The 20,611-nt window shown below is 58.4% G+C and carries 20 protein-coding genes; 11 read left to right on the top strand and 9 right to left on the bottom strand.

Annotated features, from left to right (window positions below; genetic code table 11):
• Positions 1 to 54: 54 nt before the first annotated feature.
• Both P3S72_RS23715 and acs read right to left on the bottom strand, forming a co-directional pair.
• Positions 55 to 840: an ABC transporter substrate-binding protein gene (locus tag P3S72_RS23715; RefSeq protein WP_276194505.1), complete on the bottom strand. Its 786-nt coding sequence runs from the start codon at positions 838 to 840 to the stop codon at positions 55 to 57.
• 624 nt (positions 841 to 1,464) lie between these two features.
• Positions 1,465 to 3,420, bottom strand: coding sequence for an acetate--CoA ligase (acs, locus tag P3S72_RS23720; protein ID WP_276194506.1), 1,956 nt, complete (start codon positions 3,418 to 3,420; stop codon positions 1,465 to 1,467).
• 394 nt (positions 3,421 to 3,814) lie between these two features.
• Between acs and P3S72_RS23725 the strand changes: the two genes are divergently transcribed.
• Together P3S72_RS23725 and P3S72_RS23730 are read left to right on the top strand one after the other, a co-directional pair.
• Positions 3,815 to 4,084 carry a DUF2790 domain-containing protein gene (locus P3S72_RS23725; protein WP_276194507.1) on the top strand — a complete coding sequence of 90 codons (270 nt, stop codon included), beginning with the start codon at positions 3,815 to 3,817 and terminating at the stop codon, positions 4,082 to 4,084.
• 524 nt (positions 4,085 to 4,608) lie between these two features.
• Positions 4,609 to 5,859 carry a ribonucleotide-diphosphate reductase subunit beta gene (locus P3S72_RS23730; RefSeq protein ID WP_276194508.1) on the top strand — a complete coding sequence of 417 codons (1,251 nt, stop codon included), beginning with the start codon at positions 4,609 to 4,611 and terminating at the stop codon, positions 5,857 to 5,859.
• A gap of 219 nt (positions 5,860 to 6,078) precedes the next feature.
• Here the strand turns inward: P3S72_RS23730 and P3S72_RS23735 are convergent, their stop codons facing one another.
• The gene (locus P3S72_RS23735; RefSeq protein WP_276194509.1) at positions 6,079 to 7,227 is read right to left on the bottom strand and encodes a hypothetical protein; all 1,149 of its coding nucleotides are present in this window, start codon (positions 7,225 to 7,227) and stop codon (positions 6,079 to 6,081) included.
• Between the two features lie 59 nt (positions 7,228 to 7,286).
• Entirely contained in the window at positions 7,287 to 8,141 is an 855-nt protein-coding gene (locus tag P3S72_RS23740; RefSeq protein WP_276194510.1) for a tetratricopeptide repeat protein, read from the bottom strand.
• A gap of 87 nt (positions 8,142 to 8,228) precedes the next feature.
• Here P3S72_RS23740 and P3S72_RS23745 point away from each other — a divergent pair, with 87 nt between their 5' ends.
• The 4 genes from P3S72_RS23745 (at position 8,229) to P3S72_RS23760 (ending at position 11,809) form a co-directional block, all read left to right on the top strand.
• Positions 8,229 to 9,272 (top strand): WYL domain-containing protein, encoded by a 1,044-nt coding sequence (locus tag P3S72_RS23745; protein WP_276194511.1) that lies wholly within the window; start codon positions 8,229 to 8,231, stop codon positions 9,270 to 9,272.
• A gap of 262 nt (positions 9,273 to 9,534) precedes the next feature.
• Complete coding sequence (locus P3S72_RS23750; RefSeq protein WP_276197985.1) at positions 9,535 to 10,182, top strand: HAD-IB family hydrolase; 648 nt, start codon at positions 9,535 to 9,537, stop codon at positions 10,180 to 10,182.
• Positions 10,183 to 10,318: 136 nt separating this feature from the next.
• On the top strand, positions 10,319 to 11,272 hold the full coding sequence (locus P3S72_RS23755; RefSeq protein ID WP_247400607.1) for a hypothetical protein: 954 nt from the start codon (positions 10,319 to 10,321) through the stop codon (positions 11,270 to 11,272).
• Positions 11,273 to 11,428: 156 nt separating this feature from the next.
• The gene (locus tag P3S72_RS23760; protein WP_247400605.1) at positions 11,429 to 11,809 is read left to right on the top strand and encodes a helix-turn-helix transcriptional regulator; all 381 of its coding nucleotides are present in this window, start codon (positions 11,429 to 11,431) and stop codon (positions 11,807 to 11,809) included.
• Between the two features lie 34 nt (positions 11,810 to 11,843).
• On the opposite strand, the gene P3S72_RS23765 is transcribed toward P3S72_RS23760, so the two are convergent.
• From P3S72_RS23765 to P3S72_RS23775, 3 genes are all read right to left on the bottom strand, one after another.
• Positions 11,844 to 13,349 carry an amidase family protein gene (locus tag P3S72_RS23765; protein WP_276194512.1) on the bottom strand — a complete coding sequence of 502 codons (1,506 nt, stop codon included), beginning with the start codon at positions 13,347 to 13,349 and terminating at the stop codon, positions 11,844 to 11,846.
• A gap of 140 nt (positions 13,350 to 13,489) precedes the next feature.
• Entirely contained in the window at positions 13,490 to 14,143 is a 654-nt protein-coding gene (locus tag P3S72_RS23770) for an amidase family protein (RefSeq protein ID WP_276194513.1), read from the bottom strand.
• A 196-nt stretch (positions 14,144 to 14,339) separates the two neighbouring features.
• Positions 14,340 to 15,398 (bottom strand): MBL fold metallo-hydrolase, encoded by a 1,059-nt coding sequence (locus P3S72_RS23775; protein ID WP_276194514.1) that lies wholly within the window; start codon positions 15,396 to 15,398, stop codon positions 14,340 to 14,342.
• 124 nt (positions 15,399 to 15,522) lie between these two features.
• On the opposite strand from P3S72_RS23775, the gene P3S72_RS23780 reads away from it, so the two are divergent.
• The 3 genes from P3S72_RS23780 (at position 15,523) to P3S72_RS23790 (ending at position 18,040) form a co-directional block, all read left to right on the top strand.
• A complete protein-coding gene (locus tag P3S72_RS23780) occupies positions 15,523 to 16,149 on the top strand; it encodes a TetR/AcrR family transcriptional regulator (RefSeq protein WP_276194515.1) in 627 nt (208 codons plus the stop codon).
• Between the two features lie 191 nt (positions 16,150 to 16,340).
• Positions 16,341 to 17,399: a diguanylate cyclase gene (locus P3S72_RS23785; RefSeq protein WP_276194516.1), complete on the top strand. Its 1,059-nt coding sequence runs from the start codon at positions 16,341 to 16,343 to the stop codon at positions 17,397 to 17,399.
• Positions 17,400 to 17,515: 116 nt separating this feature from the next.
• Positions 17,516 to 18,040 (top strand): DUF1003 domain-containing protein, encoded by a 525-nt coding sequence (locus tag P3S72_RS23790; protein WP_247400561.1) that lies wholly within the window; start codon positions 17,516 to 17,518, stop codon positions 18,038 to 18,040.
• Between the two features lie 28 nt (positions 18,041 to 18,068).
• On the opposite strand, the gene P3S72_RS23795 is transcribed toward P3S72_RS23790, so the two are convergent.
• Positions 18,069 to 18,950: a LysR family transcriptional regulator gene (locus P3S72_RS23795; protein ID WP_276194517.1), complete on the bottom strand. Its 882-nt coding sequence runs from the start codon at positions 18,948 to 18,950 to the stop codon at positions 18,069 to 18,071.
• An 80-nt stretch (positions 18,951 to 19,030) separates the two neighbouring features.
• On the opposite strand from P3S72_RS23795, the gene P3S72_RS23800 reads away from it, so the two are divergent.
• Complete coding sequence (locus P3S72_RS23800; RefSeq protein WP_276194518.1) at positions 19,031 to 19,738, top strand: CTP synthase; 708 nt, start codon at positions 19,031 to 19,033, stop codon at positions 19,736 to 19,738.
• Entirely contained in the window at positions 19,735 to 20,055 is a 321-nt protein-coding gene (locus P3S72_RS23805) for an antibiotic biosynthesis monooxygenase (protein ID WP_276194519.1), read from the top strand. Before P3S72_RS23800 ends, P3S72_RS23805 begins: the two co-directional genes overlap by 4 nt.
• A gap of 58 nt (positions 20,056 to 20,113) precedes the next feature.
• Here P3S72_RS23805 and P3S72_RS23810 read toward each other — a convergent pair whose 3' ends face one another.
• Positions 20,114 to 20,437, bottom strand: a complete 324-nt coding sequence (locus P3S72_RS23810) for a DUF2025 family protein (RefSeq protein ID WP_247407529.1) — start codon at positions 20,435 to 20,437, stop codon at positions 20,114 to 20,116.
• Positions 20,438 to 20,611 lie beyond the last annotated feature (174 nt).

Consider the following 20,611-nt stretch of genomic DNA (forward strand, 5'->3'; position numbering starts at 1 on the left):
CAAACCTCAGGAATTCTGTTGCTTGCGCCATTCTGGACAGACCGCTGCGACGATTTACTTGGCGTCTGGGCCGTAAATATCGAAGTTGAAGTACTTGTCCTGGATAGCCTTGTACTTGCCGTTGGCACGGATCGCAGTGATCGCAGCGTTGATGCGATCCAGGTTTTCCTTGTCGCCTTTACGTACCGCGATACCAATGCCATCGCCGAAGTATTTGCTATCGGTAAAGGCTGGGCCGGTGAACGCGTAGCCTTTACCCGCAGCCGTATCGAGGAAACCTTCCTGCAACAGGGTGGCGTCAGCCACGGTGCCGTCGAGGCGACCGGCTTCCACGTCCAGGTAGATTTCGTTCTGCGAGCTGTAAGGAACAACCGTGGCACCTTTAGGCGCCAGGACCTCCTTGGCAAAACGGTCGTGAATCGAACCGCGCTGCACGCCGATCTTCTTGCCTTTCAACTCATCCAGGCTATCGCTGACGGTCGTGCCTTCCTTCAACACCAGGCGCGCCGGGGTCAGGTAGTAGCGGTTGGTGAAGTCCACGGACTTCTTGCGGTCATCGGTGATGGACATGGACGACAGGATCGCGTCGATCTTGCGCACTTTCAGCGCGGGGATCAGGCCGTCGAACTCTTGCTCGACCCAAGTACACTTGACCTTCATCTCTTCGCACAGGGCGTTGCCGATGTCGTAGTCAAAACCGACGATACTGCCATCCGGTGCCTTCGAGGCAAACGGAGGGTAAGCCGCTTCGATACCAATTTTCAGAGGCTTGCCTTCAGCGAAAGCCTGCATGGACAGCACGGACAGCGCCAGGGCGCCCAACAGCACGAGTTTCTTCATCTTGGGACTCCATCGGTATAGGGCAAAACAGCAGTATGAGCCATGGCCCACGATGCGACTGAGTGAAACCGAATAGCGGTGCTGCGTCCTACGCCGATTCAACAGCGGCGACGACGAGCGAGTGATGGGCATTCTAACGACAGGCCGGAAGCCGATATTTCCTCAATGCGACAACAATTTACAGAAGCACTGAGAAAGCGGTTCCAGCACATTGACAGCCCCTGTTTTTTATGCAGAGACAAAAGATATTAAACCTGTTGATACTGCAAATTGCGGGCCTATTATTCGCAAACCCTTCTAGCACGGCAAGTCTGGCGTTTAATCTAATGTCCCCGGGTGTCTAAAACACGGCTTTTCGAGGCAGGCCCGTAGCACTTTGCCTCATGTTAGGGCGAAGGGTTACACATTTGCGCTTCTCGGTAACATTCAGAAACGTCCTCTGCGATAAACCGATATTTATTGGACTGGTGGAGATCCAAATGTGGGAGGGGGCAAGCCCCCTCCCACATGGGACCTTCAGTGGCTTTGAGAGACCACAAACATGGGATCTTCAGTGGTTTTGAGAAACCACAAAAAAGCCCCACCCGGCTCACACCGAATGGGGCTCTGTCCCACCAACCCGCCTTATGCGACGTTCATGGTCTTGTGCGTTTCAATCAAATGCGCCACCACACTTGGGTCGGCCAGGGTGGAGATATCGCCCAAGCCATCGTACTCAGCCGTGGCAATCTTGCGCAGAATCCGCCGCATGATTTTCCCCGACCGCGTCTTCGGCAAGCCCGGTGCCCACTGGATCACATCCGGCGAAGCAATCGGTCCGATTTCCTTACGCACCCAGTTCTTCAGCTCCAGGCGCAGCGCTTCGGTCGGCTCTTCGCCGTTTTTCAGGGTGACATAGACATAGATGCCCTGGCCCTTGATGTCGTGCGGCACACCCACCACCGCCGCTTCCGCGACTTTAGGGTGGGCGACCATGGCACTTTCGATCTCGGCGGTGCCCATGCGGTGGCCGGACACGTTCAACACGTCATCCACACGGCCAGTGATCCACCAGTAGCCATCTTCATCGCGACGGGCGCCGTCACCGGTGAAGTACATGCCACGGAAGGTCTTGAAGTAGGTATCGACGAAACGGTCATGGTCGCCGTACAGGGTACGGGCCTGGCCGGGCCACGAATCGAGAATCACCAGGTTGCCTTCGGCAGCGCCTTCGATGATGTTGCCCAGGTTGTCCACCAATGCTGGCACCACGCCGAAGAACGGCCGTGCCGCCGAACCCGGCTTGAGCGCATGAGCGCCCGGCAGCGGGCTCATCAGGGTGGCACCGGTCTCGGTCTGCCACCAGGTATCGACGATCGGGCAACGGGATTGGCCGACGTTCTTGTAGTACCAGTCCCACGCTTCCGGGTTGATCGGCTCACCCACCGAACCCAGTAGGCGCAAGCTGCTGCCATCAACGCCTTCGCAGGCGGCGGTGCCGGACGCCATCATCGCGCGGATCGCCGTCGGCGCGGTGTAGAGAATATTGACCTTGTGCTTGTCGACGATCTTGCCCACCCGAGTGATGTCCGGGTAGTTAGGCACGCCTTCGAACATCAGCGTGGTCGCGCCATTGGCCAGTGGTCCGTAGACGATATAGGTGTGGCCGGTGATCCAGCCGACGTCGGCGGTACACCAGAAGATTTCGCCCGGGCGGTAGTCGAACACGCGCTCATGGGTCAGGGCCGCGTATAGCAAGTAGCCGCCAGTGGTGTGCTGCACGCCTTTAGGCTTGCCGGTGGAGCCGGAGGTATAAAGAATGAACAGCGCTTCTTCGGCGCCCATCTCTTTCGGCGCACACACGGTGCCCGCCACTTTCATCAGGTCTTCGTACCAGATGTCGCGATGCTGGTTCCACTTGATGCTGCCACCGGTGCGCTTGCACACGATGACTTTCTGGACGCTGTTGGTTTCCGGGTTGGTCAGCGCGTCGTCGACGTTGGCCTTCAACGGAATCTTCTTACCGGCGCGTATACCTTCGTCGGCGGTGATCACCACTTTCGACTTACAGTCGATGATGCGACCGGCTAAGGCCTCCGGCGAGAAACCGCCAAACACCACCGAGTGGATCGCACCGATGCGGGCACAGGCCAGCATGGCGACCGCAGCTTCGGGGATCATCGGCATATAAATAGTCACCACGTCGCCGCGGTGTATGTCCTGGCCACGCAGGGCGTTGGCGAGTTTGCAGACTTGTTCGTGCAGCTCGCGATAGGTGATGGTGCGGCTTTCGGCAGGGTCATCGCCCTCCCAGATGATCGCCGCCTGGTCGCCGCGCTCGGCGAGGTGACGGTCCAGGCAGTTGTAGGAAACGTTCAGGGTGCCATCGGCAAACCACTTGATGTCGACATGGTGATCGTCGAAAGAGGTCTGCTTCACCGTGGTGAAAGGTTTGATCCAGTCCAGACGCTTGGCTTGCTCACGCCAGAAACCATCGGGATTGACCACCGACTGCTGGTACATGGCCTTGTAGGTCGCCTCGTCAGTCAGCGTATTGGCTACTGTTTCGGGGCGAACGGGGTACAGGGAAGCCGCACTCATCTTTCTTACCTCGGTGAAATAGTTGTTTTTGTATGACCCCAGTTGTAGCCGGGGTGAACCTATAGAACCATTCGACGATGGTAGTAACAAGACCCTACAAACTGCCCTGATATCCCTTTTACCCCTCTGGCCCGCAGCCGGCAACGCCTGTAGGGCACGTAAAAAACCTTCAGCGGGGGATTGTTACAAAAACCACCAATAGTGTTTATCAAAAGCACGGGTATATGAATATAACCCGCAGGCCTAAAATCGATTCCGCCAACAAGGCAACCTGATTAACACCGTAACAGCCCCCACGAAGGCACGTTAATCCGAGCTAAACAACCCTAAGTTACACACGTGGCCTCCAAAAGGCCCCGTGGCCCCTTTCGCCCTGAAGAAGGTAAATAGAGAAATGAAAGCTTTATTAGTTATGGCCCTCAGCAGCTTGTGCGCCACCGCCGCCCTGGCCGAGGAAGCCCCGACTGACGTAGCCGGCCAGAACGCCCCGATTGTTGAGGACTACACCTACAGCACTCACCTGGACATCGCCAAAGTAGTGTCCATGAGCAGCGTTCCAGAAGTATGTGAAGTAGTCCCGGTAAAAATGGAATATGAAGATTCCAAAGGTCAGCGTCACATTCTTAACTATCACGTGATGGGTAACGGTTGCTCTAACGGGTAACAACTTCGTTAACTCACACTGACGGTGATCTTATTTGCCGCAAGAAATTGCTCTTGCGGCCAAGAACCGGCTTCACACCCACCACACCGTACCGCCTCTCAAAACCCCCTCGTTTGCCCCTCGCGATAAATAGCCCACCGTCCGTCAAAAAAATCCCCCTGCACCAAACCCCTGTAAACCCTCACGCTGGCTCAAATACCGGGCTTTTTGTCTACGTTCAGAGCGCATGCGCAGCAACACAAAGCCGTTTTTTTCCCTATAATGCGCGGGTAAATCGGGCCTGCAATATCCCTTTACACGGGGATGAAGAGCCAGACCTGAGGCCTCCGCAGGAGCATGCATCTATCGCTCCGCCCCTCAAGCCTCACGCAGAGCACCCGTTCACCCCATTGCGTTTAATGCCTGCGCTAGCGGTTGCAACAAACGATTCCTTAAGATCCACCGCGGCCCGAGGGCCGTGTGAACACCCAACCATCCGGTTTCACACGGGCACCTTTGAGCCCTCACGCAGGAGACGACACGTCATGCTGAGCTGGGACGAATTCGACAAAGAAGAAGACGGCGAAGTAGCCACCAAAGGCGCCAACGCCGGCCACGCCACCGAAGCCAACATGGACCGCCTCGACGGTGCCGGCGCCGCCGCTGCCATCGAAGCCCGCGCCGTCACCGCCAACGACTCCGCCGCGATCATCCGCGCCAAGGCCGCCCTCGACAAACTTGACATCGCCGAAGGCCTCGCCGAACTCGAAGGCGCCTCCGCCCGTGTCGCCGTTGACGAAAAGCGCATGATCAACTGCCGCGCCGACCTCAACCAACTCGTGCCCTTCAAGTACGACTGGGCCTGGCAGAAATACCTCGACGGCTGCGCCAACCACTGGATGCCGCAAGAGGTCAACATGACCGCCGACATCGCCCTGTGGAAAGACCCCGAAGGCCTGACCGACGACGAACGCCGCATCGTCATGCGCAACCTCGGCTTCTTCTCCACCGCCGACTCTCTGGTCGCCAACAACCTGGTCCTGGCCGTGTACCGCCTGATCACCAACCCGGAGTGCCGCCAGTACATCCTGCGCCAGGCCTTCGAAGAAGCGATCCACACCCACGCCTACCAGTACTGCATCGAATCGTTGGCGATGGATGAAGGCGAAATCTTCAACATGTACCACGAGATCCCATCGGTCGCTAAAAAAGCCGCCTGGGGCCTCAAATACACGCGCTCCATCTCCGATCCGAAATTCGAAACCGGCACCGTCGACACCGACAAAGAACTGCTGCGCAACCTGGTCGCCTACTACTGCGTCCTCGAGGGCATCTTCTTCTACTGCGGCTTCACCCAGATCCTGTCCATGGGCCGCCGCAACAAAATGACCGGCGTGGCCGAGCAGTTCCAGTACATCCTGCGCGATGAGTCGATGCACCTGAACTTCGGGATCGACGTGATCAACCAGATCAAAATCGAAAACCCACACCTGTGGGACGCCGAGATGAAAGAAGAAGCGACCCAGATGATCCTGCAAGGGACGCAACTGGAGATCGAATACGCGCGCGACACCATGCCACGCGGAGTACTCGGCATGAACGCGGCGATGATGGAGGACTACCTCAAGTTCATCGCTAACCGTCGTCTGTCGCAGATTGGCTTGAAGGAAGAGTACCCAGGGACGACCAACCCGTTCCCGTGGATGAGCGAGATTATGGATTTGAAGAAAGAGAAGAATTTCTTCGAGACCCGTGTGATCGAGTATCAGACTGGCGGTGCGTTGAGCTGGGACTGATTCTTTAGCCCGTGAAATCGCATCAAAACCTGAACCCGCCTCATCAACAATGAAACGGGTTCTGCAAAAAGGGCTGCCAACTGGCAGCCCTTTTTTGTTTTTGCGTTGGCGCAAATGCGCGCCTTCACCCAGTTGATTCGCAAAGCGTCCTGGCGGTGTATCTCGCAGGTGAGTGAGCCAGTGCGTCGGACTTCTTTAGACCGGCCTCTCCTCCAACTCTCACTTACCGGGTAGATCGAGGTCTACATAAGCGAACAACGGCAGGTCATACAGATCACCGAACAGCTGATAGATCTTCGCAGAAGCGTCGATCAGTTTTTTTACACTGCCAGCGTGATGCATCAGGTTTATATGCTTGTTGTGGTCCCGGCTCATTGCACTTAACGCCTCATAGACCCGGGCATCCGGTACACAGCAGAACTCGCCTGGAATTGAGGGATAAAGCTGACAACGCAACTCTCGCATGATCAGCGGGATCTTTATCAGCATACTTTTCTGGCTAGTCCCCAAGCCTTTTAATGAACGCATATAGTCGAAAAAATCCGCGTATTGGCGAGTGGTGATCATGACGTCGATCTCACGTTTGATACTGTCCCAGTGTTGGGCAAGTATCCCTACACTCGCGTAAACATCTTTCCTGAAACTGACCTGCTTGCGGGTCTCGGGGGCCAGGCACTGACCTAAGGTCTGCGCCATGGAGACCTCGCGGTTACTGCACTCTACTTCTACAAATGCATTGTTTTTCCATAACGCAGGAATGTCTTTGTGAGCCAGCTTCATCCAGGCCACAAAATAGACGGCATTCTCCCAAGGGCCTGTCCGAGACCACACCACCGCCAGGACAAACAGGAGAAACAGATCCTTTTCCTTTCGAAGATCCAGGCTCAGTGAACGACCATCCAACAGAGGAATTTTAAAGTCAGCAACCCAACCTCGATAGCTTCCGGCCGCATTGAGGTTGGCATAGGCAAGGTTCGGCGACGCAGCCTTGAAGCGGTCGACCAGCCATGCGGCCGCCTCCATTTCTTCACAATCAGGCACAGTAATCGTGGATGCCTGAGTGTGCTCGGCGCGAGGCTTTGAAATCACGCTCAGTCCAGTGCAACGATGCCCGGTCGATGGACAGTTCATTTTGACGCGATCAAAACGACCGGTGGCGACCAACTGGTCGACCACTTGCGTTTCCGCTTGCATCTGGTCTTTTCGATGAGCCCCATTGGTTCTAATCCAGTAATCCAACGAGTCCGGCTTATTGTGCTCGGTCAACACGACCGTGATGGGACCCAACACCATGGAACCCCCCAACCCCTCAACTTTTGCAACCAGAGCATCAATGCTGAAGGAGCCGCCGTCTCTCAACGTAATCATTACCCGTCCTTAATTTTTTTCATTTAAAACACTGTTGAATACTGCGACCTACGCCCACGTTATCGGCACTCAAGTGCATCTCGCAGACCTTCGGCATATGAGGCCCAAAATAAACGCATACGTCCCTGAGGATCCGGCATGTACAGCCCATCCTCATAAAAATATTCCAAGGCATCCGCCGCCGCCGCATCACCACTGAGCGCTGCGCGCTGCAACCAAAAAAGCCCCTTTGAGACGTGACGCGAAACGCCATTGCCCTCCAGGTAACTCTTCCCAAGGCGTGCAAACGCCGCAGTATCGCCGGCACGAGCAGCTTTTCGGTACCAACGAAATGCCTTCCGGTTATCGGCCTCAACCTGTGAAGCTTCACAACTGCCTTCTCGATTCCGCGCGTCGTAAAGCCATGCAACCTCCAAAGCAGCCTCGCGGATACCTGCTTTAAACGCCTTTTTCAGCCAGCGCTGGGCCATTTGCTCATCGACGGCGACACCTATTCCGTAGGTATACAGCTGCCCTAGATTGAAAAAGGCTTCAGATAAATCGTCCGCCGCAGCCAGCCGGAAAAGGTGCAGGGCAATCGCGGGGTCCTCGATCAACGTGCGCCCATCCAGCCATAACCAACCGAGGTCATTTAGTGCCTCTGCATCATGGTCGAGTGCTGCTCGTCGAAGCTGCGCGTAGAGCAGGAGAAATGATTCTCGTGCCAAGGGCGCATTCAAAGGATTCATAGCCTTCGCTTCAGCGTATGACACAGCCCCGTGACGCTCATACATTTCAACAATCCGCAGAGTCGGCATGCCCAATCCCGCCCCCAGACCGTTATGTGCACTGGATTCACGGAACTCCAGCACTTCAAGCTCGGGCAGAAAAGCCTCAAGTATGTTGACGACATTTGCAGGCTTGGGCGTGGCCATTTCTCGGCTCCGGCATCAGATTGATTTCTCGAAAGGAATCATCCACCCTCTGAACGACAAACTGTGTCGCAATAGAGGATGCATGAGATGTCAGGAAAACGCCTGGAAGAGAGGTTTCGCCTCGATCTACTCCTGGCAATGATTCCCACACGGGGCGGCACGGCAACGCCGTGCGGCTTGCGCGTGGCACAGTTCCAAGAAAGACTTCGAGCCCAGTCCATCGAGGTGGACAACCGGACGATTCAGCGCAACCTCAAAGCCCTGCTAGAGGACAAACGCTACGGTATCAAGCGCAAAAAGGAAGGCCGGGAATACGTGTATTGGGCAGACAAGGAGTTGTCGAGGTTCGTGCTCAAACCCACTGACGCAATGAATTTGATCATGGTCATCGACCATGCCCGCCCGTACACCAGCCGCACGCTAGGCGGTAATCTTCAGGAGCTGTACGAGCACGCCCAGTCGATTTTGAATAAACATTCCCACCGACTGTATGACTGGACCAAGAAGGTGGTCAGCAACACCCGTTTTCTGAATTTACAGCCGGGATTGGTCGAGCCTCAGGTCTTTCAAACCATCCAGGACGCGTTGCTGGAGGGGAGCATGCTGGACGTGCTGTACCAGCCACGCGGCGCGCCAACCCCCAAGCCTTATCGGTTGACACCATTGGGCCTGTCCTTTCAGGACGCTAACATCTACCTGTCACTCGTCGTGGATGGCAGAGACCCGGACACGCCTTATGCCTGGCCAGTACACCGATTCAAATCCGCGAAAGCGGCAGGGTTTGAACCCGCTCAGGTACCCGCTGAGTACGACATTCGTAATACCCGTTCATTGAAGAGCTTGATTGGGCTGGAGAACGAACATCCCATCCAGCTGGAGTTGCTGATCGATGAAAAGATGTATCAGCGCCTGAGCGAGAACTGGCTCAGTTCACAACAGCATTTACAGCCCCACGACACGGAACGCTGGCACCTGAGTTGCGAACTGCATTTGAGCCAGGGCTTGCGACTTTGGATTTTGAGTCAAGGCGCCAGCGTTGAGGTTCTTAAGCCAGCAGCACTCAGGGAGGAGATCCTTGCAGAAATCGAACAGATGTCGGCGCTGTATCGTGTAAAAAGCGCGGAGACCTAACGCTTGTTCGCTCCACATCAGACCGCGCTTGCGCCACAGCAAACAAATACTTTCACCTTGCAGGCATACACGTCTCACGACGTTCATTCCTATGCCCGACCGGGTAAACTGCCCTGATCATTGCGGGCAAAAGAACAACAGCACTGCCCATGGCTGATCTGAATTGCATAACCGTTATTCGCCTGAACCCCTGTAATGGGTGCCAGTCACATCGTTATGAGAACCCGCGCCACCTGATCAAGGACCACCCGTGAAACCAGACATGCTCGAAGCCGGCCCCGTGGATGCCAAAGTACTTTCCGTCTTTGACTTCGACGGCACCCTGACCCATCACGACAGTTTCGTGCCCTTCCTCAAGTTTGCCTTTGGCGCCCGCGAATTCTACGGCCGGATGGTCAAGCTGGCGCTGCCTGGGCTGCGGTTTCTTGTACGGCAGATCAGCCGGGATGAGTTGAAGGCGCAGTTGATCCGTACCTTTATGACCGGGGTCGAGAAGACGTGGGTGCAGCAGAAGGCCGAGGAGTACTGCCAGCGCAATTGGGCGCGGTTGATGCGGCCGGCGGGGGTGCTTTCGGTGGAGCAGGAGCTGGGCTCGGGGGCGGTGGTGACCTTATGTTCGGCGTCGCCGGCATTGGTGTTGCAGCCGTTTGCCGATCGGCTTGGGATCAAGTTGATCGGGACCGAGCTTGAGGTGCTCGACGGCGTATTGACCGGCAGGCTCACAGGGAATAACTGCCGGTGCGAGAACAAGGTGCTGCGGCTTGAGGCGGAGTATGGGGACCTGGGGGAGTATCGGCTCCGGGCCTGGGGCGATACGCGCGGGGATCGGGAGTTGCTGGCGGCGGCGCAGGATGCACATTTTCGGCATTTTCACGGGAAGAAGAAGAAGCAGGCCAGGCTGCAGCGGTGATACGGGCGGCGGGTTAGGCGGGAGATCGAATCGATCCCATCGCCGCCTCGCTGGGGCGCGACAGGTTGCGGTTTCCTGCTGATATCTGCGTAATATCCGACTCTCTAGTAGCCAAACTTCTCACGGACCCGAGCCCATGAAATTCGACACGGCCTACAGCCTGAGTCTCGACGACAAGCTGTCGATCTATGACGTGCGAGAGTTGAATTTCGACGAAACCGACGCCTACGACTCTGACCAGGACAGCTTCCTCTGTCCCAACGCTGAATGCCGCGCGGCCTTTGAAGCGGGCAACGTGCTGAGCACTTTCAACGCGAAAAACGTCAATTACCGGCGCACCCCGCATTTTAAAAACACCCCAGGCACCCGGCATATCGAGGGTTGCCGTTACGTCAGCCGCCACAAGCCGGCTACGGACGACAGCGAGGACGAGCGCGAGGAACACTTCCCATCGGAATTTGTCCTGACCCGGCGCACCTACCCGCGCAAAACCCCGCTGGCGGGCACTGAAGGGCAAGCGCCACAAGACCCGGCGAATCCCCCTTCAGCCCGCACCAGCGTGTCTGTCGGTTCCAACGACACTACCCCGGATAAAACCAGTGTGTTCGCCCACCCGGTGGAATGCTATGTGTCGAACCTCGACGACAAGGACAAGCTCAAGGCGATGCCGCTGAAGATCGGCGAGCATACTGCGTCTTATGCGGCGTTTTTCAAGAAGATCGAGTACCTGCAGGACAACCACGGCCTGATCTATTGGGGCAGGATCAAAGCGATCAAGGACTACACCAGCAGCTTTCGCATCGACTTCGAAAAGAAGGTATGGCTCGACAAGAAGCCCTACTCGGTCAACGTCTACCTGAACAAAAAACTCATCGAGAGTTACCGCAAGCGCACAGCGTTCCTCGAGCAGATCAAGGCTGCAGCCAGCAGCGAACGGCCGTTATATTGCTTCTTTTACGGGGTGACGCCGCAGTTCAAGCAGGTACCGAGCAAGAAAAACCCCGAGCAGACATTCGGGGTGTTCAGCGCGGATATCGAGAATCTGGATCATTTGATTATTCGCGAGGTGCCGGGGGCTGAGGCGAGTTAGCCAATGCAGCGTTCGACCCGAACAGGAATACCACCGTGCTAGCCTCAAAACAGAGCGGTGTCGGCGCCGGAAAAAATTCCAGTTGATGAGCGGTCAAAACAACTGTACAAAAACACAGTATAGTTTGCCCTCCCCGTCGAACCCTGGAGACAACCCATGTCCTCTCTGGCAATGAGCTCTTTCGTAGAACAGCAAATCGTCCTGCATCAATTCACCGCCAAGCACAGCGTGCAGGCCCGCGTCATGCTGGGCTGGAGCCGCGAAGAGCTGTCGCGCCAGGCCGGCGTGGCGGTGGATGCGATTCAACGGTTTGAAACCCAGGGCGACGTGGAGGATGACGTCCGCCTGACCCTGGCGTTTCGCCTGGAGGCCGAAGGGTTGGTGTTTTTCCCGGGTTTTGCGCCTGGATGGGGGATGAGTGCGCGCAAGTTTGACACTCCGCCAAGTGAACCCGCGGCACAAAACATCATGTCTCGATTGATGGGTTCGGCAGCGGCATCAATTGATTCACCAACCCCTCAACCGACACGTGCGTAGAGTCCAGAACAGAGTGTAAGCATTGCCTGGCGGTTTAGAGGCTGGGTCTGGAGACCTTCTGTGCTGCCTGCTCATAGCCATGGCCCACAGCAAGCAGTGTGGGTTCAGCCCCACGGGCACCAAAGAAGTACGCACTGGTCGGCATACCGTCCTCATTCTTCCCGGACGGCACGCAAATCCCTGGGTAGCCGGCCACCGCCACTGCGAAGTAGCTGTTCGTATCAAAGTCCGAGACCACGGCGTCGAGGTTTTCCCGGTCGATCAGTTCATCCACCGTGCCACGAAAATCCTGGATCATTGCGTCCCATAGCGGCTGGCGCTCGTCGGCGGTGAGGGTGGACGCGTCGATCTCCTTGAGTGTCGGTTGGTGATCGGTTTCGGTGCCATCGCGTTTTTCGTTGAACGCGATCAACTCGGGCACGGACTTGACCGGCAACCCCTCGCGCTTGCCCAGGTAGTCGTTCAATTCGTCCTTCACATCGGCGAACAAAAGTTCGTCATAGCGTGAGGCGTCGGCCAATCGCATATCGACCGGCACCAGAACCGCGCCTTGCGTGCGAAGCACTTCAAGCGTTTGGCTGAATTGCGGACTGTTATCCACCGTTAAACGTTCGCCATTCGCGGAAAAGGTCACGGGATAACCGATACGCCTGTCCTGCAAGGCACCAGGCTTGAGCAACGCGGTGTAATCAATACCTTGGGGAGCATCCACACACGCAGAATCGAGAGGGTCGCGGCCCGACATGGCGTTAAGCATCAACGCAGCATCAAACACCGAGCGCGCCATCGGACCTGGCGTGTCCTGTCGATGGCTGGCTGGAATGATGCCGCTGCGGCTCAACAAACCCACACCAGGCTTGAAACCAACCACCCCGTTGAACGCCGCGGGCACGATGATCGAGCCATTGGTCTCGGTACCCACCGCCAAGGGGGCGAAGCCTGCGGCGACCGCAGCGGCCGACCCCGAACTTGAGCCGCCCACCTCTGCGCCTGCTTGATGAGGGTTACGCGTTTGCCCGCCCCGCGCACTCAAACCATCGGGCCCACCGCGAAAGCCAGCCAGTTCCGTCAAGTTGGTTTTACCCAGGATCACGGCTCCCTGTTGGCGCAGTCGCTCGACGATAAAAGCGTCCTTGGACGCCGCCCTACCCACCAACCCAAAGGCGCCGGCACTGGTTTGCTGGGTGTCCCCCGTCTCGATAGTGTCCTTGAGCAACACGGGAATGCCATGCAGCGGCCCACGGACCTTGCCACTGGCGCGCTCCAGATCAAGCGCGCGGGCAATCTGTAACGCCTCGGGGTTGAGTTCAATGATCGAGCTTAATTTGGGGTCCAGCTTACGAATGCGCGCCTGCAGATAACTGACCAGATCTGCCGAAGTGAGCCCACCGGGCCGGGCCATTTGCTCGCTGAGCTCGCGAACGCTGGCATATTCCGTTCCCGGGGAAACCGGCGCTGAAGCTCCCGATGAAAACTGCACAGGCAGCAACCGCTGCACCTGGTTAACAAACACACCCATGCCATAACCAATACCCAACATGAAGCACCTCCTGGAAGGGGTAAGAAACGATGAAGGACCAACATTGATCCGCACACCAGTCTAAAAACCCCACTCCACCCAGGCTGCGCGACGCAGGTCGTTCAAACCGTAGGATTGTTCAACGCAGCGGGTAGCGTTGCCTACACCTCAGTCAAGCGACGCGCGCTGCGATAACCCTGCACCAGCACCTTCAGCGAGTCTTTCGCCCACTGCGCGCCATAGAACCACAGCATCGCCCCGCCCCCCAGTGGCTCACCAAGGCTCGGGTAGCCGCTCCAGCACGCGGCATGGAACGCAGCGCTCTGGCTCTCGGACACCAGTGCATCGAGCCGATACTCGCTCACACGCTCGTCGATTTCATTGCGCGAATGCAGGGTGAAGCGCAGGGTGTCATCAGCCCGCTCTGCAGGCACCGCCACCAGTTGGGCCCCGGCCCGACGCAGCATGTCCAGCGCTTCCAGGAAGGCTGCGCTGTGCTCAATCGGCGTCTGATCATTGCCATGCACAAGCCGATCGGCGAACCCCACGCGACTGCCGGCCAACGAGTGGGTGACGGTGGGAGTGCCGGTGTGCTGCACCAAGGGGGCTTCCACCCTGCCCGCTTCACTGGGGTCGACACCACTCAAGGCGATCAGTGACAGCGCGGCGTCGCGCACGGGTTTTAGCGGCAGGGCCGGCACGTTATAGCCGGGGATTACGACGCCAGCACCAAGATGCGCATCAGGGACGTAGCCGATGCCCAGTGCAGTCGTGGTCCCCGTTTCGATGTGAGTGTTGGAGGGGCCATGCGCCAAACTCGCCGGTTCCGCACAGGCGGGTAAAAACGCTTCCCGCCGACAAGACATAGGCGACTGCAAAGACTTCCCACATTTATTGTCCATCAGAGCCGACTCCCGGAAATTGACTTTCCCGAGATCATCGCACTCTCATCTGGCGTTTGTCGTAGGCCTGAAACACCTTGAAAATTCCTTTTTCCGATTTCCCCGACCGTCAGTTCGCAAGCGCTTCTTCGCTGCCCTGAACCTCCACCTCCAACCACCACGCAACGCCTCGCTCGGGCTGGTTCAAACTGAACGCCTGCCCCATGGCCGGTGTGGTAATCAGCACGTTGCGCTCCCATGCCAACGCCATGATGCGGTCGAAAGGCTCGTGCCAGGCGTGGAAGGCCAGGTCGAAGGTGCCATTGTGAATCGGCAGCAGCCAGCGGCCCTTAAGGTCGATGTGCGCCTGTAGGGTTTGCTCCGGTTGCATGTGTATGTGGGGCCAGTCGACGTTGTAAGCACCGGTTTCCATCAGGGTCAGATCAAACGGTCCGTACTGTTCGCCGATGCATTTGAAACCGTCGAAATAACCGGTGTCACCGCTGAAAAAAACGCGTCGCGCGCCATCGATCATCACCCAGGAACACCACAGCGTCTGGTTGCTATCAAACAAGCCGCGCCCGGAAAAATGCTGTGCAGGGGTGGCGACAAAATGAATGCCATCGACTTCACTGCCCTGCCACCAATCCAGTTGCCGCACCTGGCTGGCATCCACACCCCACTTCACCAGGATGTCGCCAACGCCCAGCGGTGCGAGGAAGTAGCGGGTCTTGTCGGCCAGTTGGATCACGGCCTTGCGGTCGAGGTGGTCGTAATGGTTGTGGGAAAGAATCACCGCTTCCAAGGGCGGCAGGTCTTCGAGGCTGATCGGCGGTGCGTGGAATCGCTTGGGGCCGGCCCAACTGAACGGCGAAGCGCGCTCGGCGAATACCGGGTCGGTCAGCCAGAATTTGCCGCGCATTTTCAGCAGCACGGTGGAATGCCCCAGGCGATACACACTGTGGTCGGGAGCGGCCAATAGCTGTTCGCGGGTCAGCGGTTGCACCGGAATCGCCCCTACCGGCCGCGTATTGCGCGGCTTGTGAAACAGCATCTTGTAGAAAATGCCCAAGGTTTTGCCGAAGCCGGCGCGCTGCACGGGGGCGTGGTTACTGAAGGTGCCCTGTTCCTGTTGAGCAGGCTTGGGTAGCACAGGCGAAGGAGCGAGACGGGTTGAAATCGTGGCCATTACCAGGTAACTCCTACGGACCGCTCATAAAATTACACTACACAGTGTAGTTTCAAGATTGCAACAAAACCCGGAGCAAGTAAACTACCGAGTGTAATTTTCCTCTTAGAGTCGATCCCTGTCCATGTCTGTCCCTCAACGTCTCACCGACCGCAAGCGCGAAGCCATCCTGGCCGCCGCTATCGCTGAGTTTCGGGTCAACGGGTTCGAGGTCACCAGCATGGACAAGATCGCCGCCACCGCCGGCGTTTCCAAGCGCACGGTGTACAACCACTTCCCCAGCAAGGAAGAGTTGTTCGCCGAAATCCTGCATCAACTCTGGGCCAGCAGCGTCGCGCAACTCGACGTGAACTACGCCAGCGATCGCCCGCTGCGTGAACAACTGCGCGGCTTGCTGCAAGCCAAGATGAAGATGATGTCGGACGCTAACTTCCTCGACCTGGCCCGGGTCGCCATCGCCGCCACCATTCACTCGCCGGAACGCGCCCAGGACATGGTCAACCGCTTGAGCCTGCGCGAAGAAGGCTTTACTCAGTGGGTGCGCGCCGCCCAGGAAGATGGCCGGCTCACGTGTACCGACCCGGCCTTCGCCGCGCACCAGATTCAAAGCCTGCTCAAGGCGTTCGCATTCTGGCCGCAGATCACCCTGGGCCAACCCACCCTCGACGTCACCGAACAGGCCCGAGTGATCGAGTCGGCAATCGATATGTTTCTGGCCGGCTACGAAGCTGGCGCTCCCCGCTCGCAGTAAACAACCGTTGCATACGCGACATACCAGGTCGCTTTTGGCCTATTTGCCCTCTGTTTTGCGCGAATGGCCTGGAAGGCCACTGATTATTCCTACGCAAATAACTGACAATATTCACAAGTATTATCCGATCAACGGTTCTCCCTGCACGCGCGCGCGGCCGAATCTGCGAAAAAGAGCTGACCCGGAAATCTATGGAAAACAGACGAGGCAAAGGGCTTTCATTTGCCAGGCGTATTTACAAGCCAAGGATCATCGGCCTGGGTATCGGCTGCATCAGTGTCATCGGCGGCTTGTACCCGCTCGCGATGCCGAGCTGGGTGTGGGCGCTCCTGCTGTTCAATGGGCTCGCGTGGGCACATGTGGCGTACCAACTGTCAATCCGCTCCCCCTTCCCTTACCACGCCGAACAGCGCAACATTTTGTATGACTCGTTGTGCGGCGGCTTCTGGGCCGCCGCCGCCCAGTTCACACCGCTGACGGCCGTGACCATCCTCTCGATGATGACCATGAACAACTTCGCCGCTGGCGGCAGGCGCCTGTTCCTGCGCGGTTTGCTCGCGCAGGGCGCAGGGATCGGGGTGGCATGGGCGCTGTTCGGCATGCGCTTCAACCCCGACGTCAGCCCGCTCCAGGTCTACACCTGCCTGCCGATGTTGACGTTGTACCCCATGGCCATCGGCTGGGTCTGCTACGAATTGGCGATCAAACTGTCGGAACATAAACGTGCCCTCAGCGCACTGAGCCGCACCGACAGCCTCACCGGCCTGCTCAACCACGGTTCGTGGAAAGATCTGCTGCACCTCAAGTTCCACAAGTGCCAGCAGCAACAAAGCCACGCCACCATCGCACTGATTGATATCGATCACTTCAAACAAATCAATGACTCTCACGGCCATATCGTCGGCGACGCCGTGCTGCGGCAACTGAGCGTGGAGATACGGCGCAACCTGCGGAAAAACGATTTGGCCGGCCGTTACGGAGGCGACGAGTTCTGTGTGATTCTTCCGCAAATGCCCTTGGAAGAAGCCGCACGGGTCATGGAGCGTATACGCGAAACCTTCAGCAATTACCGTAACCCGCAAATCCCCGAGCTGCGCGTGAGCCTGAGCATCGGCCTGGCCGATTTCCAACTCGTCTTCACCGATGCCGCCACCTGGCTGAATGCGGCGGATCGCGCGTTGTACGCGGCCAAAGACACCGGGCGTAACCGGGTCAATGCCAGCAACTACGCGATCGCCCATTCCGCCTGAGGTTTTCACCCTACTCCTCGTAGGCAACCATGTCGTCCCCAGGTTATTCATGCGTAAGACAGATCGCCAAGGCTATAGTGGACACCTGTCTTAAACATTGATGACCCGAGTTCTCCATGACCCCCACACCCGACAAACCCAAAGACGTCCCCGTCGATTATCTGCGCTTCCATCGACGCCACGCCCACCTGGCGCCGACCTTTGGCAACGACACCTTCGCCCTCAAGGCCGAGGCCTTCGCACGCTTCTTCGGCACACCGACTTTCCTCGGCGCACAAACCTTGATCGTGGCCGTGTGGATTGTGCTCAACGTCACCGGCATCACGCACTTCGACGTCTACCCGTTCATCCTGCTCAACCTGGCCTTCAGCCTGCAAGCGGCCTACGCGGCGCCGCTGATCCTGCTGGCCCAGACACGCCAGGCCGCTCGCGACAAAGCCCAGTCCGAGGCCGACGCGCAGCACCGTGAAGCGCTGGCCGTCGCCAATGCCGAGCGCCAGGCCGAGACGCAGAACACCAGCAAACAGCTGTTGGAACTGCTGGAGCAGAACACCCGGCTGACGGAAATGACCAAGCAACTGACCGAGCGTATCGAGACCCTGACGTGTGAGATGCATGAGCAGTTTGTGCGAAAACCGTAAATCCACCAGACATTCAGCCGGCGGGGTGTCAGGGGCTCAATCGCACATGCCGCCCCAATTGATCAAACAGCGTGACCACCGAGCGCAATGCCCGGCAATCGGGGCGCGTCAGCAGCCATAGCGCCGTGTCATGCCCCGCCAAAGCGGGGCCCAGCGGTTGCAGGCGTTCATCCAACAGAAAATCCGGCAGCGCTGCCACGCCCAGCCCCGCCCGCACCAGTTCGGTGACCGACAACATGCTGTTGCAGCGATAGCTGGGACGCACGCCCGGCAACTGCGCACGGCGCCAGGCGACGGTGGGGTGATCGGGCAGGAAGTCATCCGGCGCGATCCAGGCCAGCTCCGCCAGCTCGCGTCCTGCGTGCTGACGCGCAAAATCTGTGCTGGCGCACACCTGATACCGCACGGTGCCGAGGCAACGCCCTACCAGATGCTCCGGTGGTGTGCGGGTCAGGCGCAGGGCGATGTCGGCATCGCGGCGGCTGAGGTTGGCGAAATCATTGGAGGTGCTCAGTTCCAGGGTCAGCGCCGGGTAATCCGGCATGAACTGCGCCAGCGCCGGCAGCAACAAGCCTTGCAGCACCGAGTCGGTGCAGGTCAGGCGCACGGTGCCGCTGATCACTTCACCGCCCTGTTCCACGCCGATGCGCGCGGCCTCCAGGGCTTGTTCGGCGCGTTCGGCCTGCTGCGCCAAGTGGCTGGCCAGGCTGGTAGGCAGGTAGCCGGCGCGGCTTTTTTCAAACAACGTCTGGCCCAGCGCAGCCTCCAGCCGCCGCACGGCGCGGAACACCGTCGACACATCCACCCGCAACAACGCCGCCGCCCGCGCCAGGCTGCCACCGCGCACCAGGGCAAGGATCAGCGACAAGTCGGGGTAATCAATCTGATAGTGCGCGACTGCATTGAACATGTGGGTAAACGCCAATATTGATTGCGTGAGCGCCAATCTATAGTGCGCACCAGGACACGACAAGCCAGGGGAAGCCTCAAATGAAAGCCACCACGCTGCACCTCGCCCTGATCGGCGATTACAACCCCGATGTGATTGCGCACCAAGCCATTCCCGTGGCGCTGCAACAGGCCGCCGCCGCCTTGGGCCTGACGGTTCACCTTCAATGGCTGGAGACCGACACCCTCAGCGCCACCTCCGAACTACAAGGTTTCGATGGTTTTTGGTGCGTGCCCGCCAGCCCGTACCGCGACACCGACGGCGCACTGCACGCGATCCGTTTTGCCCGCGAACAGCGGCGCCCTTTCCTCGGTACCTGCGGCGGCTTTCAACACGCGGTGCTGGAATATGCCCGCAATGTGTTGGGCTGGGCCGATGCCGAACACGGCGAGTTGGTCCCGAATGCCCAACGTGCAGTGATCGCGCCACTGAGTTGCGCTCTGGTGGAGGCCAGCGACACCGTGCGCCTGGTCGCCTACACCCGTATCGCCGACGCCTACGGCACACTCGATATTCATGAAGGCTATCGCTGCCGCTACGGCATCAACCCCGACTTCGCCAGCGCACTGCTGGAAGGCGCTCTGATCCCCAGCGGCCACGACTCGGCCGGCGACCTGCGCGCCGTGGAGCTGCTGGACCATCCGTTCTTCGTCGCCACCCTGTTCCAGCCCGAACGCGCCGCGCGCCAGGGCGTCACGCCGCCACTGGCGATTGCCCTGCTCAAGGCCTGCCAGGAGACCTCGGTATGATTGCCCACACCCCCGCCCCGCCTTACTACGCGGTGATTTTCAGCTCACTGCGCACCGCCGATGACCACGGTTACGGCGAGGCTGCCACGCGCATGCTGGAACTGGCGCGTGAGCAGCCGGGCTGTCTCGGGGTTGAATCGGCGCGGGAGGATGGCGTGGGAATCACCGTATCGTACTGGCGCAACGAGGCCGACATCCTCGCCTGGAAACAGCAGGCCGAGCATCGGGCGGTACGCGAGCAAGGGCGTTCCACCTGGTACTCGGCGTTTCACACACGCGTGTGCAAGGTCGAGCGCGACTACGCATTCCAGCATTGAGAGGCGGCCGCAAGCGCTCGCACGTGTGATCCTCATCGAGGACACACAGGCTGTCGGGCTAGCTGACGAGGCTGCGCAACGCACTGATCTGCGGGATCTCCACCCGCCGCATGTACACACGCAGCGGCTCGGTGATGTTGATGCGGTCGTCGATGTTCTGATCGAGCAGCAATTGCAGGCGCTCACGGGACAACGTCATGGCGTGCTCGGGGGCCGGTAGCCAGACAAATTCGGCAGTGGGAATGATGCCGTCATCGGCCACGTCCATGCCGAAGGAGTCTTCGCTGAAACGCACGATGTACTGGCCAGTCTTGCGGTTGAGGCCGACAAAACCGTGAAGCTGGTCGGCGGCCTGGCAGATAAGCTCGGAGGTGATGCGCATGGTAAACCTCACTGAAAAGTCCTACGGGGACTGGAAAGATGGTTTACACGCGTGGCGGAAAGTACTGCCCTCTTACGGGGCGGTTTGCGGCAAGAGTACTGCAAAGCCGCGCAAAAAAACCCAGAAAATTGGCGCGTGCGCACGTTAATGTCGGTTTGGTGATAGCGCCTTTGA

The sequence above is a fragment of the Pseudomonas sp. D3 genome (assembly GCF_029320995.1).
Lineage (GTDB): Bacteria > Pseudomonadota > Gammaproteobacteria > Pseudomonadales > Pseudomonadaceae > Aquipseudomonas > Aquipseudomonas paraveronii.